This is a genomic window from Streptomyces indicus (genome assembly GCF_900100315.1).
Classification (GTDB): Bacteria; Actinomycetota; Actinomycetes; order Streptomycetales; family Streptomycetaceae; genus Streptomyces; species Streptomyces indicus.
In genome coordinates this window covers 114,144-129,006 of sequence record NZ_FNFF01000017.1, presented here as the reverse complement: position 1 = coordinate 129,006, position 14,863 = coordinate 114,144, and the positions used below count along the sequence as shown (strand labels likewise).

The following is a 14,863-nucleotide window of genomic DNA, read 5'->3' as shown; positions in this document are numbered from 1 at the left end:
CCTTTCTGCTGCCTGGTAGCGGGCCCGTGTGGCTTCGCCGAGAGCTGTCCATCGTGCGCAGGGATCGTCGGTGATGCCGGTCCCTGCGGGGATCGTCGGCCGCCGTGCGAACGCGCCAGCTCTGCATCAGGCAGAGGTGATTCGTTTTGGGTTCACCTTTATTGTACGGGGTTCCGCCGCCTCGCGCCTCGTAAATGAGGATCGAGAGCAACTCCACACCTGCGATTAAGCCAATGTTCGCCTGCCGGGCGGGGAGGAACGGGCTGACCAGGGGTGAAACCGGCCAAGGCGGCCGAAACTCGCCGCTCGCCCTACGTGCCCGTCCCGAGCCACCCCGCCAGCTTGCCGCCCTGCCCGACATCCCTGAGCCGCTTCTCGGCCGCGTCCCGTACCGGATCCGTGGCCACCACGAGCAGCTCGTCGCCGCGCCGCAGGACGGTCGTCGGCGAGGGTACGAAGGACTTGTCGTCGCGGACCACCAGCGTGACCGCGGAGCCCGCCGGCAGCCGCAGCTCCGCGACCTCGACCCCGTGCATCTTGGACTCCTCCGGGATCGCCACCGACAGGAGGTGCCCGCGCAGCCGCTCCAGGGGCGCGGACTCGATGCCCAGGTCGGCGGCCTCGCCCGAGTCGCCGAGCTTCAGGGCCCTGGCGAGCCACGGCAGCGTAGGACCCTGGACGAGCGTGTAGACCACGACGAGCACGAAGACGATGTTGAAGATCCGCTCATTGCCCTCGATCCCGGCCACCATCGGGATGGTGGCCAGAATGATGGGCACCGCTCCGCGCAGTCCGGCCCAGCTCATCAGGGCCTGCTCGCGCCAGGGGATACGGAACGGAAACAGGCTGAGCACCACTTCCAGCGGGCGCGCCACCATCGTCAGGATCAGGCCGATGACCACGGCCGGCCAGAAGTCGTCGAGCAGGTTGTGCGGCGTGACGAGCAGGCCGAGCAGGACGAACATGCCGATCTGCGCGATCCAGCCGAGGCCGTCCGCGAACCCGCGGGTGGCCGGCCAGTGCGGCAGCTTGGCGTTGCCGAGCACCATCGCGGCCAGGTAGACGGCGAGGAAGCCCGAGCCGTGCGCGAGGGCGCCGGCCGCGTAGGCCGTCACCGCGATGGCCATCACGGCGATCGGGTACAGGCCGGAGGCGGGCAGCGCGACATGGCGCAGGCCCCATGCGCCGAGGAAGCCCACCGCGAGGCCGATGGCCGCGCCGATCGCGAGCTCCAGGGCGATCTCGCCGACCAGGACGTACCACGCGTGCACCGGATCCACCGAGGAGAAGGCGACCACCAGGATCACGACCGGGGCGTCGTTGAACCCCGACTCCGCTTCGAGCACACCCGTCACGCGCGAGGGCAGCGGCACCTTGCGCAGCACCGAGAACACCGCCGCGGCATCGGTCGAGGAGACGACCGCGCCGATGATCAGCGCCTGGCGCCATTCGAGCCCGACGAGATAGTGCGCACCCGCGGCCGTGACGCCCACGCTCACCGCGACACCCACGGTGGACAGGACGACCGCGGCCGGCAACGCGGGCCTGATTTCCTTCCACTTGGTGCCGAGTCCGCCTTCGGCCAGGATCACCACAAGTGCGGCATAACCGATGACCTGGGTCAACTCGGCATTGTTGAAGGTGACGTTGAAGATCCCGTCCTGGCCTATCGCGATGCCGATACCCAGGTACAGGAGCAGACTCGGCAGCCCGCTGCGCGAGGAGATGCGCACCGCGGCCACGGCGATGAGCAGGACGAGCGAGCTGATCAGGAGGAGCTCGTTGAGCTGATGGACAGTCAGTGGCCGTTCCTTTCGCGCGCGGTGGACTCCGGGAAGCGGGACGGGACCGGATCCGGGGAGGGGGTGCGCCGGGCGACGCGTCGCCGGTACTTCGTTACCTTACCTAATCGTTAACGCTTTCTTGACGGGCAAGATCTCTGTTCGGCTACGGTCCGCACGGCGGGAGCCGACTCCGCGTCCAGCCGCCCAGGCGGCTACGCCTAAGGTTGCTCCTGCACTCAAGGACCGCTCCGCCGCTCGAGTACCGCCCATGGCGCCGGCCGACCACGGCACCGGCCGCCCCACGGCACACGAAGGCCGGCAAGGACCACAAGGACAGCGATGCCCGCGAACACCACCGCCCCTTCGGCAGGCCGCAAGGCCGGCCGGAAGAAGGGGCGCCGCCTCCGTCTGTTTGTGCTCGTGCTCGTGGTGGCCCTCGTGGCGGGCATCGGATTCGGCGCCTGGTGGTCCATCAGCACGGTGCGTGCCTCCCTTCCGCAGACGAAGGGTTCGCTCACGCTCGACGGGCTCTCCGCGCCCGTGGACGTCCGCAGGGACGCCCAGGGCATCCCGCAGCTGTACGCGGACTCCGCCGAGGACCTGTTCCGCGCGCAGGGCTACGTCCAGGCGCAGGACCGGTTCTGGGAGATGGACGTACGCCGTCATATGACCTCGGGTCGGCTGTCGGAGATGTTCGGCGAGGGGCAGGTCGAGACCGACGCGTTCCTGCGCACCCTTGGCTGGCACGAGACCGCGCAGAAGGAATACGACACCAAGCTGGCGCCCGACACGAAGAAGTACCTCCAGGCGTACGCCGACGGGGTCAACCAGTACCTCGAGGGCAAGTCGGGCAAGGAGGTCTCGGTCGAGTACGCGGCCCTCGGCTTCACCACCGACTACTCGATCGAGAAGTGGACCCCCGTCGACTCGGTGGCCTGGCTCAAGGCGATGGCCTGGGACCTGCGCGGCAACATGCAGGACGAGATCGACCGTTCGCTGATGTACAGCCGGCTCGGCCCGAAGGAGATCGGCGAGCTCTACCCCGAGTACCCGTACGACACGCACAAGCCGATCGTGCAGGAAGGCGCGGTCGACACCGCCTCGCAGACGTACGACCCGCAGGGGAGCGCCACGCAGGGCCAGGGCCAGTCGGGCAGTGCGAACGGGCTCCAGGGCGGCGCGGCCGGCGGCGCCCTCAACACCCAGCTCTCCGGCCTGTCGAAGATCCTGGAGAACCTGCCCGACGCGGTCGGCCCCAACGGCAACGGCATCGGCTCCAACTCCTGGGTGGTCTCCGGCAAGCACACGACCACCGGCAAGCCGCTGCTCGCCAACGACCCGCACCTGGCGCCCCAGCTGCCCTCGCTCTGGTACCAGATGGGCCTGCACTGCCGGAACGTCTCGGAGAAGTGCCGGTACGACGTCTCGGGCTACACCTTCTCCGGCATGCCCGGCGTGATCATCGGCCACAACCAGGAGATCGCCTGGGGCATGACCAACCTCGGCGCCGACGTCACCGACCTCTACCTGGAGAAGATCCAGGGCGACGGATACCTGTACGACGGCAAGGTGCAGCCGTTCAAGACCCGCAAGGAGACCATCAAGGTCGCCGGCGGTGACCCCCGCACCATCACGGTGCGCGAGACGAACAACGGCCCGCTCCTGTCCGACCGCAGCGACGAGCTGGGCAAGGTCGGCGAGGAGGCCCCGGTCGACACCTCGGCACCGGACCGCTCGGACGGTTACGCGGTGGCGCTGCGCTGGACGGCGCTCGACCCGGGCAACTCGATGGACGCCGTCTTCAAGCTCAACAGGGCCACGGACTTCAAGGAGTTCCAGGCCGCCGCCGCGGACTTCGAAGTGCCTTCGCAGAACCTGATCTACGCCGACCGCGAGGGCAACATCGGCTACCAGGCGCCCGGCAAGATCCCCACGCGCGCCGAGAAGCACGACGGCACGCTGCCCGCTCCCGGCTGGGACTCCTCGTACGACTGGACCGGGTACATCCCGCAGAAGGCCCTGCCGTACGAGTACAACCCCGAGCGCGGCTACATCGTGACCGCCAACCAGGCCGTGGTCGGCAAGGACTACCCGTACGAGATGACCAAGGACTGGGGATACGGCGCCCGCAGCCAGCGGATCAACGACCTGATCGCGTCGAAGATCAAGGACGGCGGGAAGATCTCCACCGAGGACATGCGGACCATGCAGACGGACTCCAGCAGCGAGATCGCCAAGCTGCTGACGCCCATGCTGCTCAAGCTCGACATCTCCGACCCGGACGTGCGCGACGCCCAGAAGCTCCTGGAGGGCTGGGACTACACGCAGGACGCGGACTCGGCGGCCGCCGCGTACTTCAACGCCGTCTGGCGCAACATCCTCAAGCTCGGCTTCGGCAACAAGCTGCCCAAGGAGCTGCGCGTCAAGGGCTCCTGCATCAGCGTCCCGCCCGCCGACAAGACGGGCCCGGTCGACGACCCGGACGCGCGGGTGCGCGAGTGCGGCGAGCGTGACCCGGACGCGGCCCAGCCGGACGGCGGCGACCGCTGGTTCGAGGTCGTACGACGGCTCGTCAAGGACCAGGACAGCGAGTGGTGGCACACGCCCGGCACCCGCACCGACGCCGAGACCAAGACCCGCGACCAGCTGTTCGCGCGGGCCATGGAGGACGCGCGCTGGGAGCTGACCGCCAAGCTCGGCAAGGACATGGACACCTGGAGCTGGGGTCGGCTGCACACCCTGGAGCTGAAGAACCAGACCATCGGCACCGAGGGCCCGGGCTTCATGCAGTGGCTGCTCAACCGCGGCCCCTGGAACCTCGGCGGCGGCGAGGCCGCGGTCAATGCGACCGGCTGGAACGCGGCCGGCGGCTACTCCGTGATCTGGGTGCCGTCGATGCGGATGGTGGTCAACCTCCAGGACTTCGACAAGTCGAAGTGGATCAACCTGACCGGTGCGTCGGGGCACGCGTACAGCCCCCACTACACCGACCAGACCGACAAGTGGGTCAAGGGCGAGCTCTACGACTGGGCCTACGGCGACAAGGCCGTCGAGGAGGCCACAGAGAACCACCTGGTGCTCAAGCCGTAGGCCTGGCGCCTAGGAGGTCTGAAAGGTACGCACCCCGGACGGGGTGACCACCGCGTGCACGGGGTGGTCGTGCGGTTCCGCCGGAACCCGCGCGACCACCTCGTTGTCGTAGAGCAGCACGACGAGATCCGGGTGCGCGCCCGCCCGTTCGAGGCGCGCGAGCACGCGGTCGTACGAGCCTCCGCCGCGGCCGAGCCGCATGCCGCGCGCGTCCACCGCGAGCCCCGGCAGCAGGACGGCGTGCGCGCGGGTGACCGCCTCGGAGCCGAGGCGGTCGCCGTCGGGTTCGAGCAGGCCGCGGGAGGCCGGTGACAGCCGGCCGGGCCCTTCGTACGGAGCCCAGTCCAGATCGTTGTCCGGCAGCAGGACGGGCAGCAGCACCCGGGCGCCGCGGGCCCGGAGGGCGTCGAGCAGCGCATGGGTGCCGGGCTCGCGCCCCACCGACACATACGCGGCGACCACGGCGTCGGGGGTGCTCAGGACGTCGAGCCGCAGCGCCTGCCCGGCCAGCGCCTCCGCCGCCACCCGTACGTCATCCGGCGTCAACCCTCTCCTCGCCGCGAGGAGTTCCTTGCGCAACTCGGCCTTGGCAGCCTTGTCCGCCTCGCCGACGGTCTCGCCGGTCACAGCTTGTTCACACAAATCTGGCCCAATCCTGTGCAAGGGGAACGAACTAACCGGAGCCCAATCTTCCGCCCATTCCCAGAAGATAGGGTGCAGGGCATGACTGAGCAGCGACCCACGATCACCAAGGCTGTCATCCCGGCGGCCGGCCTCGGTACCCGCTTTCTTCCGGCGACCAAGGCGACCCCGAAGGAAATGCTCCCGGTGGTCGACAAGCCGGCCATCCAGTACGTGGTGGAAGAGGCCGTCGCGGCCGGTCTGTCCGACGTTCTGATGGTGACCGGCCGCAACAAGCGTCCGCTGGAGGACCACTTCGACCGCAACTACGAGCTGGAATCGGCCCTGGAGAAGAAGGGCGACGCCGGCCGGCTGGCGAAGGTCCAGGAGTCCAGCGACCTCGCGACCATGCACTACGTGCGCCAGGGCGACCCCAAGGGCCTGGGCCACGCGGTGCTGTGCGCGGCCCCGCACGTGGGCGACGAGCCCTTCGCGGTGCTCCTGGGCGATGACCTGATCGATGCCCGTGACCCGCTGCTCCAGCGCATGGTGGAGATCCAGGCGCGCGAGGGCGGCAGTGTCATCGCGCTGATGGAGGTCGACCCGTCGCAGATCCACCTCTACGGCTGTGCGGCGGTCAAGCCGACCGGTGACGAGGACGTCGTGCAGATCACCGGCCTGATCGAGAAGCCGGACGCGGCGGAGGCGCCGAGCAATCTGGCGATCATCGGCCGCTATGTACTGGCCCCGGAGATCTTCGCCATACTGCGGGAGACCGAGCCCGGCCGCGGCGGGGAGATCCAGCTCACCGACGCGCTGCAGAAGCTCGCGACCTCGGACGAGGGCGGTCCGGTGCACGGTGTGGTCTTCAAGGGCCGTCGCTACGACACCGGTGACCGCGGCGACTACCTTCGCGCCATCGTCCGGCTCGCGTGCGAACGTGAAGACCTGGGCCCGGACTTCCGGACCTGGCTTCGCAGTTACGTCACCGAGGAGATGCAGCAGTCTTGACCAGCACCACGGATCAGGCCGCCCCCGTGTGGTCGGTGACCGAGCACCTCGAGGACATCCTGGCGACCGTGCAGCCGCTGGAGCCGATCGAGCTCCAGCTGCTCGACGCCCAGGGCTGTGTCCTCGTCGACGACGTCACCGTCCCGCTCTCGCTGCCGCCCTTCGACAACAGCTCCATGGACGGCTATGCCGTCCGGGTCGCCGATGTCGAGGGCGCGAGCGAGGAGTTCCCCGCCGTCCTCGAAGTGATCGGGGACGTGGCGGCGGGCAGCGCGGGCGACCTGACCGTGGGCGCCGGCCAGGCCGCGCGCATCATGACCGGCGCACCGCTGCCGCCCGGCGCGGAAGCGGTGGTCCCGGTGGAGTGGACCGACGGCGGCCTCGGCGCGGGCCCCGTCGGCGGCATGACCCCGCACAGCGCCTCGCCCGAAGGCGCGAGCGGTGAAGTACGGGTGCACCGGCCCGCCGCCGCCCGGGCCCACGTCCGCGCCCAGGGCAGCGACGTCCAGGCCGGCGAGCGGGCGCTCGCCGCGGGCACCGTCCTCGGCCCCTCGCAGATCGCCCTGCTCGCCGCGATCGGCCGCGCCACCGTGCGCGTACGGCCCCGCCCGCGCGTGGTCGTCATGTCCACGGGCAGCGAACTGACCCAGCCCGGCGAGGGACTGGCCCACGGGCAGATCTACGACTCCAACTCCTTCGCCCTGACCGCCGCGGCCCGCGACGCGGGCGCCATCGCCTACCGCGTGGGCGCGGTCGCGGACGACGCGGAGACCCTGCGCTCCACCATCGAGGACCAGCTGATCCGTGCGGACCTCCTGGTCACCACGGGCGGGGTCAGCGTCGGCGCGTACGACGTGGTCAAGGAAGCCCTGGAGAGCGTGGGCGACGAGGACGAGGCGGGCGCCGGGATCGAGTTCCGCAAGCTCGCCATGCAGCCGGGCAAGCCGCAGGGCTTCGGCTCGATCGGCCCCGACCACACCCCGCTGCTCGCCCTGCCGGGCAACCCGGTGTCGTCGTACGTCTCCTTCGAGTTGTTCGTCCGGCCCGCCATCCGCACCCTCATGGGCCTCGCCGACGTCCACCGCCCGAGCGTCCGCGCCGAACTGCGCTGCGAGGAGCCGCTGTCGTCCCCGAAGGGCAAGCGGCAGTTCCTGCGCGGTGCGTACGACGCCGAGGCCGGGGCCGTACGGCCGGTGGGCGGGTCCGGCTCGCACCTGATCGCGGCGCTCGCGCAGGCCGACTGCCTGATCGTGGTCCCCGAGGACACGACCGAGGTCGCGCCCGGCACCGAGCTGGAAGTGATCCTGCTGGGCTGAGGGGACTCCCCTGAGGGGGAGCTCCGGGGCATCGGGGCGAAGCCCCGTGTTGGTCGAGCTGTCGTGGGCTCCGCTCCCTGGCCCCCGAGGGTGCCCTGGGGTATTGGGGTGGGGCCCCGTGTCGGTCGAGCTGTCGTGGGCTCCGCCCCCTGGCCCCCGAGGGTGCTCCGGGGTATCGGGGCGGAGCCCCGCATCGGGCGCCTTTCGAGGGCCCGGACCCGGCCCCCGTAAGCCCCCCGGCCCCCCGCCCTCGTAGGCCCCCGGCCCCCGCGGCCCCCCGGCCCCCGCAGGCCCCCGGCCCCCATAGGCCCCTGGCCCGCGTATGCCCCGCCCCGCCCCGAGCCGCCTCTGCCAGACCGCTCCCGAGAGACCGCCAGGCCCGGGTACCGGTACCGTGTCGCCCACACACGGCCCGCACCCCGCCCTCCGCACAGGGCCCGCGCGGCCGCCGAAGGCCCGACCGGGAGCGCAGCAGCACATGAGCACGCAGGAGCGACTGACCCATATCGACGAGGCGGGCGCCGCCCGCATGGTCGACGTGTCCGGGAAGGACGTGACCGAGCGCATCGCCCGCGCCTCGGGCCGCGTGCTGGTCTCGCCGCAGGTGATCGCGTTGCTGCGCGGCGAGGGCATGCCGAAGGGCGACGCCCTCGCCACCGCGCGGATCGCCGGGATCATGGGCGCCAAGAAGTGCTCCGACCTGATCCCGCTCTGCCACCCGCTGGACATCTCCGGCGTCAAACTCGACCTCGCGGTCGCGGACGACGCGGTGGAGATCACCGCGACGGTGAAGACCACGGGCCGCACGGGCGTCGAGATGGAGGCCCTGACCGCCGTCTCGGTCGCGGGCCTCACGGTGGTCGACATGATCAAGGCCGTGGACAAGGGCGCAGTCATCACGGACGTACGGGTCGAGGCCAAGTCCGGCGGCAAGTCCGGCGACTGGAGCCGGGCATGAGCACCTCGCCCCCGTACCGCGCACTCGTCGTCACCGCCTCCAACCGCGCCGCCGCCGGCGTCTACCCCGACAAGGGCGGCCCGATCCTCGTCGAAGGCCTGCGCGGCCTCGGCTTCGCGGTGGACGGTCCGCAGGTCGTGCCCGACGGCGACCCGGTCGAGGCCGCGCTGCGGGCGGGCGTCGAAGCCGCGTACGACGTGATCGTCACGACCGGCGGCACCGGCATCTCGCCCACGGACGCCACCCCCGACGCCACGCGCCGCGTCATCGACTACGAGGTGCCCGGAATCCCGGAGGCCGTACGGGCGTTCAGCAGGGACAAGGTGCCGGCCGCCGCCCTGTCGCGGGGCCTGGCCGGTGTCGCGGGCCGCACCCTGATCGTCAACCTGCCGGGTTCGACCGGGGGAGTGCGCGACGGTCTCGCCGTCCTGGAGTCCGTCCTCGTGCACGCGGTCGAGCAGCTGCACGGCGGGGACCACCCGAGACCCGCCGACGGATCCACGGGGAGCCCGAGCTGAACAGCCCTTCCTGGCCGGTGGAGCTGGTGGACGGCGATGTCGTCCTCCGGCCCATAAAGATGCGCGACCAGCGCGCCTGGCGCGAGGTCAACCGCCGCAACCGGGACTGGCTGCGCCCCTGGGAGGCGACCATCCCGCCGCCCGCCCCCGGCGCACCGCCCGCCCACCGCCCCACGTACCGGCAGATGGTCCGCCACCTGCGCGCGGAGGCGAACGCGGGGCGGATGCTGCCGTTCGTCATCGAGTACCAGGGCCGCCTCGTCGGCCAGCTCACGGTCGCCGGGATCACCTGGGGCTCGATGTGCTCGGGCCATGTCGGCTACTGGGTGGACCAGGCGGTCGCGGGCCGCGGCGTCATGCCCACCTCGGTGGCGCTCGCGGTCGACCACTGTTTTCGCACGGTCGGTCTGCACCGCATCGAAGTCTGTATTCGCCCCGAGAACCAGCCGAGCCGCAGAGTCGTCGAGAAACTCGGATTCCGCTCCGAGGGACTTCGTCCACGCTATCTCCACATTGATGGAGGCTGGCGCGACCATCTCGTCTTCGCCCTCACCGCCGAAGAGGTCCCCGAAGGACTGCTCGCACGCTGGCGCGCGAGCCGCAGGATCGCCGCACTCCAGGACCGTGACCAGGTCCAGGAGGGTCCGCGGGGGACCAACGGCACGCCCTGATCGGCCGCCCGTAAATAAAATAAGTGTTCGAAAATGAGCGCCGGGCGACCGTGAATATGCCGGTAATCGAAGCCAGCTGATCGCATCAGTCACAAAAAAAGTTCGAGATATCAGCCAGATCGTGCGACACACCGGGCCAATTGGCAGATGGCCTCACCGAAACCCCTCTACCGTGTGAGGCGTGAGCAGCAGCGGCCTCATCTACGCAGTCATCGTCGGGGCCTGGGCCGCCTACTTGGTGCCGATGTGGCTCCGTAGGCAGGACGAGCTCAACGAAGCCCGTCCGACGGAACGCTTCAGCACCGCCATCCGTCTGCTGTCCGGACGGGCGGGGATGGAGCGCCGCTACGCCAAGGGCCTCAAGGACCGGGGCGTGGGCGACGAGCCCGGGTCGGAACCGGCCGGCGCGGACCCCCTGACGGGATCCGTCGACGTCCGGTCCTTCGCCGCGCCCACCGCTCCTGAGCCCGACGAGGTCGCCGAGCCGGCCGAGGAGCCCGCGGCCCGTGAGCCGGTCGACGCCCCGGCGCAGGCGCAGGACAGGCCGCGCGCCGCCCGCCGCCCCGATCCGCAGGCCGCCGCGCGGGCCCGCCGTTCGAAGGTGCTCGCCCGCCGCCGGCGCACCACGATGCTGCTCTTCCTCGCCTTCACGCTCGGCGCGGTCGTCGCCGCGGTGGGCGGACTCGCGTTCCTGTGGGCGCCCGGCGTGCCGGCCGTCCTGCTGAGCGCGTACATCCTGCATCTGCGGGCCCAGGAACGCCGGCGCTTCGCCTACGTGATGGACCGCCGCCGTGCCGAGGCCGCCGCCCGCCGGGTGCGTGAGCGCAGCGCGGCGCAGCGCCGTGAGGCGGCCGCGCGCGAACAGGCCCCCGCGGGACCCGACCTCGCCGCCGACCGGCGCGCGCTCGTCGAGCAGACCGACCACGCGGAGTGGGTGGACCAGCAGCGTGAGCGGGAGCGCGGCGCCGCGCGCGGGGACAGCTGGGAGCCGGTGCCGGTCCCGCTGCCGACCTATGTGACCGCGCCGGTCGCCCCGCGTGCGCACGGCGAGATCGACCTGGGCGCCCCGGACATCTGGAGCTCGGCCCGCTCGTCGGCGGGCGCCGGGTCCGGGGCTTCGGCCGCCGCTTCGGCTGCCGCCGAGGAAGCGGACGGCGAGGCGGGGGCACCCGAGGCGCGTCCGGCCAAGTCCTCGGACGCGCAGGCCGCCGCCGCCCGTCGTGCCGCGTCCGGGCGGCGCTCGCGCGAGCGCGGCCGCACCCCGCTGTTCGACCAGTACGCGGACCCCGAGCGTCCGCGCGCGGCCAACGAATGAGTCCGGATCCGGGCCGTCCGGCTGACCAGGGCGGAACGGATTTCCAAGCACCCCGATCGGGGTGCTAAGGTTTCACTCGTTGCAAGGGCCTGTGGCGCAGTCCGGTAGCGCACCTCGTTCGCATCGAGGGGGCCAGGGGTTCAAATCCCCTCAGGTCCACCGCAATTGGAAGAACCCCCGTCGGAGAAATCCGGCGGGGGTTCTTCGTTGTGTGCAGGTGCTTTGGCATGTGCGGGGGTGCTTCGTCATGTGAGGGTTCGCGCCGAGGTGTGGCGCACGTCATCGCGGTCCCGCTCTGCCTTGACCGTCTTGTGACCGACCGGTAGGCGCGGGGCTGGCATACTCATCGCGGCCACTCGGCCTCCACGGATTCCTCACCGGCGCCACGCATTTGTGGATCAGCTGTTCGCGCCGTGGCACGGAAGGTTGCTGCGCTCATGGACGGGACCATCGACGGCTTCAGCTATGGGTGGGTCACACCCGTCGTCGGGTACGTGATGGCTTGCTTCGGCAGCGCGCTCGGGCTGCGCTGCACGACGCGCTCCCTCTTCGACGCGCGGACCTGGCGGCCCGGCTGGCTGCTGCTCGGGGCCGGGGCCATCGGCTGCGGGATCTGGACGATGCACTTCATCGCCATGATCGGCTTCACGGTGCGGGAGGCGCGGGTCGCGTACGACTGGCCGCTGACCTACGGCAGCCTGGCCGTCGCGATCGTGGTCGTCAGTGTCGGGGTGTTCATCGTCGGGTACCTGGGGGCGACCGTGCCCGCGCTGCTCACGGGCGGCGTCATCACCGGGCTCGGGGTGGCGGGCATGCACTACATGGGCATGGCCGCGATGACCGTGCGCGGCGGGTCGCTGGGCTACGACGCGGGCACCGTCGCCGTCTCCCTCGTGATCGCCATCGTCGCCGCCACCGCCGCGCTGTGGTGCGCGGTCCAGGTCAGAGGGTTGCTGTGGAGCCTCGGTGCCAGCCTCATCATGGGTGTCGCGGTCACGGGCATGCACTACACCGGCATGGCCGCCGTGCACGTCCATCTGCACGGCGCCGTCGGCTCCGGCACCACCGGCACCTCGCCCTTCGGCATGCTCGTCCCGATGCTCATCGGCCCGCTGGCCTTCCTGGTGGTCGCCGGCGCCGTCGTGATGTTCGACCCCATGATGATCATGGGGGAGAGCGGCCGGGGCGCCGCGCCCCAGCGTCTGGAGGTCGACGTCCCCTCGCTCGTGGACCGCGACCGCCTCGCCGGCTCGGGGCCGTTCGGCGACGGTGCGCGGCCGGTCGGCGGGCAGTTCGACGCCTTCGCTCCCGCGCAGCGGGCAGCCGAGCAGAAGCCGCTGCGACGGTGATCCGTTCCGGCGTGGTCGGATGACGTGGATACTTGATCCGTATGTCCACTCTTGTCCGATCCCGCTGGGTGCTCCGTGCCGCGGCCGCCGCCGCGGGCCTGGTGCTGCTCGGGGCCTGTGGCCGGCCGGAGGGGCTGCATGTGCAGGGGCCCGCGATCTCGCCTTCGCCGCAGAAGGGACCCGTGTACGTCGCCGACTCCATGGGGCAGCCGCTGCGCCGGCCGACCTCGGTCGGGCTCAGTGAGCTGGTGACCGTCAGCGGGCTCAAGTGGCACAGTTGGGGCGGGCCCGCCGCCGAGGCGAGCGGGAAGCTGAGCGGGCCCTGGTGCCTGCCGGGGTGCGCGGAGAAGCCGTACGACGTGACCGTCACGCTCAGCGGGCTGCAGCAGCAGGAGCGCGTCGCCTACTACCGGCGCGCCACCGTCGTACCCGACGACCCCGCCGCGCTGCCCGCCGAGGCTGTCAAGGTCCAGCTCCAGGCGATCCGGCTGAATGTCCCGGTGTACTGAGCATGGGACTTCGGACGAAGATCGGTGCCGCGATCGCCGGCACCGCCGCCCTGGTGGCCGTGGTCATCGGGATGCTGGTGCACCACCAGACCGTGGAGGCCCAGTTCGACGCGGCCGTGCAGCAGATCGGGGACCGGCTGCGGACGGCCGTGCAGGACCATGCGGCCGGCGTCGACGGCGGCAACTCGATGATCGACCCGCCCGATCTGCCGAAGCCGCTCGATGAGGCCGTGCGGCAGGGCAAGTGGGCGGTCTACCTCGACCGGGACGCCGACGGGCCGCCCATGCTGTGGGCCGCGAGCAAGCAGGGGGACGCGGTCGTGGCGCTGCGGCGGCCGTATGTGAAAGAGGTACGCGCGCTGCGGGACCTCGACCGGGTGCTGTGGATCTCCGGCGGGATCGGGGTCGGGCTCGGCGCCGTGGCCGGGTTCGCCGTCGCCTCGTGGCTCGGGCGGCGGCTGACCGCCTCCGCCGACACCGCCCAGCGCATCGCCGACGGCGACCTCACGGCGCGGCTCGAACCGCGCGGCAAGGACGAGGTCGCCAAGCTGACCGCCGCGGTGAACACCATGGCCGACGCGCTCGCCCGGCGGATCCAGGCCGAGCGCGAGGTGACCGCGAACATCGCGCACGAACTGCGCACCCCCGTGGCCGGGATGGTCACCTCCGCCGGACTGCTGCCGCCCGGGCGGCCCGCCGAGCTCGTCCAGGACAGCGCGCAGCGGCTGCGGGAACTCGTGGACGACGTCATCGAGGTGGCGCGGCTCGACGTGGCCGGCGAGACGGCGGAGACCGAGCCGCTGGACTTCGGGGAGCTGGTGCGCCGGGCCGTGCGGTCGGTCGCGGGACCCGCGGACGGGGTGGAGGTCGTGGTCCTCGCCGAGGCCGAGGTCGAGACCGATCCGCGGCGCTTCGAGCGGATCGTCGCCAACCTCGTCACCAACGCGCTGCGGCACGGCGCCGCGCCCGTGCGGGTCGAGGCCGAGGGCGGGGTGCTCCGGGTGTACGACAGCGGGCCCGGGTTCCCCGAACACATCCTGCGGTCCGGGCCGCAGCGCTTCAGCACCGGAGCCCAGGAGGCGGGCCTCGGGCTCGGGCTCACCATCGCGACCGGCCAGGCCCATGTGCTCGGCGCACGGCTGCGGTTCGCGAACCCGGACGGGGGCGGGGCGCTCGCCGTCCTGGATCTGCGGCCGGCCGTGGTCGAGGGCTCAGGTGAAGGTCAGAACAAGGGCTTGGCGTAGCAGCGGCTGTTGTCGTAGCAGCGGTAGTGGCCGAACTTCGCGCACGGCTCGTAGCCGCTGGACTCGTACAGGGCGATCGCCTCGGGCTGCTCCGTGCCCGTCTCCAGGACCATGCGGGTGCGTCCGCGGCCGCGCGCGTCCTCCTCGAGCAGGGCGAGGATCCGCCGCGCCAGGCCGAGGCCGCGCGCCTCGGGGACCACGTACATGCGCTTGAGCTCGGCGTCCCCGTCCGCGTACCCCTCGTCGTTGGCGTCCTGGGTGCGCCAGCCGCCGGTCGCGACCGGACGGTCCTGGTCGTCGTAGGCGATCAGGTAGAGGCCGAGCGGCGGTACGAACATGCCGGCGTCCAGCGGTGTGGCGTCGCCCTCGCCGTCTCCGTAGCGCTCGACGTACTCCAGCTGCACCTGGTCGTTGAGCTTGACGGCGTCCGGGTGGTCGTAGCGCACGGGGCGAATGTTCATGCGAGTCATCGTAGTT

13 protein-coding genes and 1 tRNA gene are annotated in these 14,863 nt (G+C 71.4%); 11 read left to right on the top strand and 3 right to left on the bottom strand.

The annotated features are described in order from the left end of the window. Positions 1-311 precede the first annotated feature (311 nt). A complete protein-coding gene (locus BLT97_RS30800; RefSeq protein WP_093616091.1) occupies positions 312-1,802 on the bottom strand; it encodes a potassium/proton antiporter in 1,491 nt (496 codons plus the stop codon). A gap of 321 nt (positions 1,803-2,123) precedes the next feature. Here BLT97_RS30800 and BLT97_RS30795 point away from each other — a divergent pair, with 321 nt between their 5' ends. After that, positions 2,124-4,874: a penicillin acylase family protein gene (locus BLT97_RS30795; RefSeq protein WP_093616089.1), complete on the top strand. Its 2,751-nt coding sequence runs from the start codon at positions 2,124-2,126 to the stop codon at positions 4,872-4,874. 9 nt (positions 4,875-4,883) lie between these two features. Here BLT97_RS30795 and BLT97_RS30790 read toward each other — a convergent pair whose 3' ends face one another. Continuing rightward, positions 4,884-5,501: a 5-formyltetrahydrofolate cyclo-ligase gene (locus BLT97_RS30790; protein WP_093616087.1), complete on the bottom strand. Its 618-nt coding sequence runs from the start codon at positions 5,499-5,501 to the stop codon at positions 4,884-4,886. Positions 5,502-5,597: 96 nt separating this feature from the next. Between BLT97_RS30790 and galU the strand changes: the two genes are divergently transcribed. The 10 genes from galU (at position 5,598) to BLT97_RS30740 (ending at position 14,386) form a co-directional block, all read left to right on the top strand. After that, positions 5,598-6,506, top strand: a complete 909-nt coding sequence (gene galU, locus BLT97_RS30785; protein WP_093616185.1) for a UTP--glucose-1-phosphate uridylyltransferase GalU — start codon at positions 5,598-5,600, stop codon at positions 6,504-6,506. Then, on the top strand, positions 6,503-7,822 hold the full coding sequence (glp, locus tag BLT97_RS30780; RefSeq protein WP_093616085.1) for a molybdotransferase-like divisome protein Glp: 1,320 nt from the start codon (positions 6,503-6,505) through the stop codon (positions 7,820-7,822). Before galU ends, glp begins: the two co-directional genes overlap by 4 nt. A 478-nt stretch (positions 7,823-8,300) precedes the next feature. Then, positions 8,301-8,780, top strand: a complete 480-nt coding sequence (gene moaC, locus BLT97_RS30775; protein WP_093616083.1) for a cyclic pyranopterin monophosphate synthase MoaC — start codon at positions 8,301-8,303, stop codon at positions 8,778-8,780. Continuing rightward, positions 8,777-9,298, top strand: a complete 522-nt coding sequence (locus BLT97_RS30770; protein WP_093616081.1) for a MogA/MoaB family molybdenum cofactor biosynthesis protein — start codon at positions 8,777-8,779, stop codon at positions 9,296-9,298. Before moaC ends, BLT97_RS30770 begins: the two co-directional genes overlap by 4 nt. A gap of 17 nt (positions 9,299-9,315) precedes the next feature. After that, entirely contained in the window at positions 9,316-9,969 is a 654-nt protein-coding gene (locus BLT97_RS30765) for a GNAT family N-acetyltransferase (RefSeq protein ID WP_093616079.1), read from the top strand. 181 nt (positions 9,970-10,150) lie between these two features. After that, a complete protein-coding gene (gene sepX, locus BLT97_RS30760) occupies positions 10,151-11,284 on the top strand; it encodes a divisome protein SepX/GlpR (RefSeq protein ID WP_093616077.1) in 1,134 nt (377 codons plus the stop codon). Positions 11,285-11,369: 85 nt separating this feature from the next. Next, a tRNA-Ala gene (locus BLT97_RS30755) sits at positions 11,370-11,443 on the top strand. A 278-nt stretch (positions 11,444-11,721) separates the two neighbouring features. Next, a complete protein-coding gene (locus tag BLT97_RS30750; RefSeq protein ID WP_093616075.1) occupies positions 11,722-12,633 on the top strand; it encodes an MHYT domain-containing protein in 912 nt (303 codons plus the stop codon). 41 nt (positions 12,634-12,674) lie between these two features. Then, positions 12,675-13,142, top strand: coding sequence for a hypothetical protein (locus tag BLT97_RS30745; RefSeq protein WP_143041419.1), 468 nt, complete (start codon positions 12,675-12,677; stop codon positions 13,140-13,142). Between the two features lie 2 nt (positions 13,143-13,144). After that, entirely contained in the window at positions 13,145-14,386 is a 1,242-nt protein-coding gene (locus BLT97_RS30740; RefSeq protein WP_093616071.1) for an ATP-binding protein, read from the top strand. On the opposite strand, the gene BLT97_RS30735 is transcribed toward BLT97_RS30740, so the two are convergent. Then, entirely contained in the window at positions 14,365-14,847 is a 483-nt protein-coding gene (locus BLT97_RS30735) for a GNAT family N-acetyltransferase (RefSeq protein WP_093616069.1), read from the bottom strand. The two genes, BLT97_RS30740 and BLT97_RS30735, sit on opposite strands and share 22 nt — an antisense overlap. Between the last annotated feature and the right edge of the window lie 16 nt (positions 14,848-14,863).

What these genes read in the sequence shown, in the direction of transcription:
- BLT97_RS30795 (WP_093616089.1), top strand. Translation starts at nt 2,124, where the DNA reads ATGCCCGCGAACACCACCGCCCCTTCGGCAGGCCGCAAGGCCGGCCGG.
- BLT97_RS30750 (WP_093616075.1), top strand. Translation starts at nt 11,722, where the DNA reads ATGGACGGGACCATCGACGGCTTCAGCTATGGGTGGGTCACACCCGTC.
- BLT97_RS30735 (WP_093616069.1), bottom strand. Translation starts at nt 14,847, where the DNA reads ATGAACATTCGCCCCGTGCGCTACGACCACCCGGACGCCGTCAAGCTC.
- galU (WP_093616185.1), top strand. Translation starts at nt 5,598, where the DNA reads ATGACTGAGCAGCGACCCACGATCACCAAGGCTGTCATCCCGGCGGCC.
- BLT97_RS30745 (WP_143041419.1), top strand. Translation starts at nt 12,675, where the DNA reads ATGTCCACTCTTGTCCGATCCCGCTGGGTGCTCCGTGCCGCGGCCGCC.
- moaC (WP_093616083.1), top strand. Translation starts at nt 8,301, where the DNA reads ATGAGCACGCAGGAGCGACTGACCCATATCGACGAGGCGGGCGCCGCC.
- BLT97_RS30770 (WP_093616081.1), top strand. Translation starts at nt 8,777, where the DNA reads ATGAGCACCTCGCCCCCGTACCGCGCACTCGTCGTCACCGCCTCCAAC.
- BLT97_RS30740 (WP_093616071.1), top strand. Translation starts at nt 13,145, where the DNA reads ATGGGACTTCGGACGAAGATCGGTGCCGCGATCGCCGGCACCGCCGCC.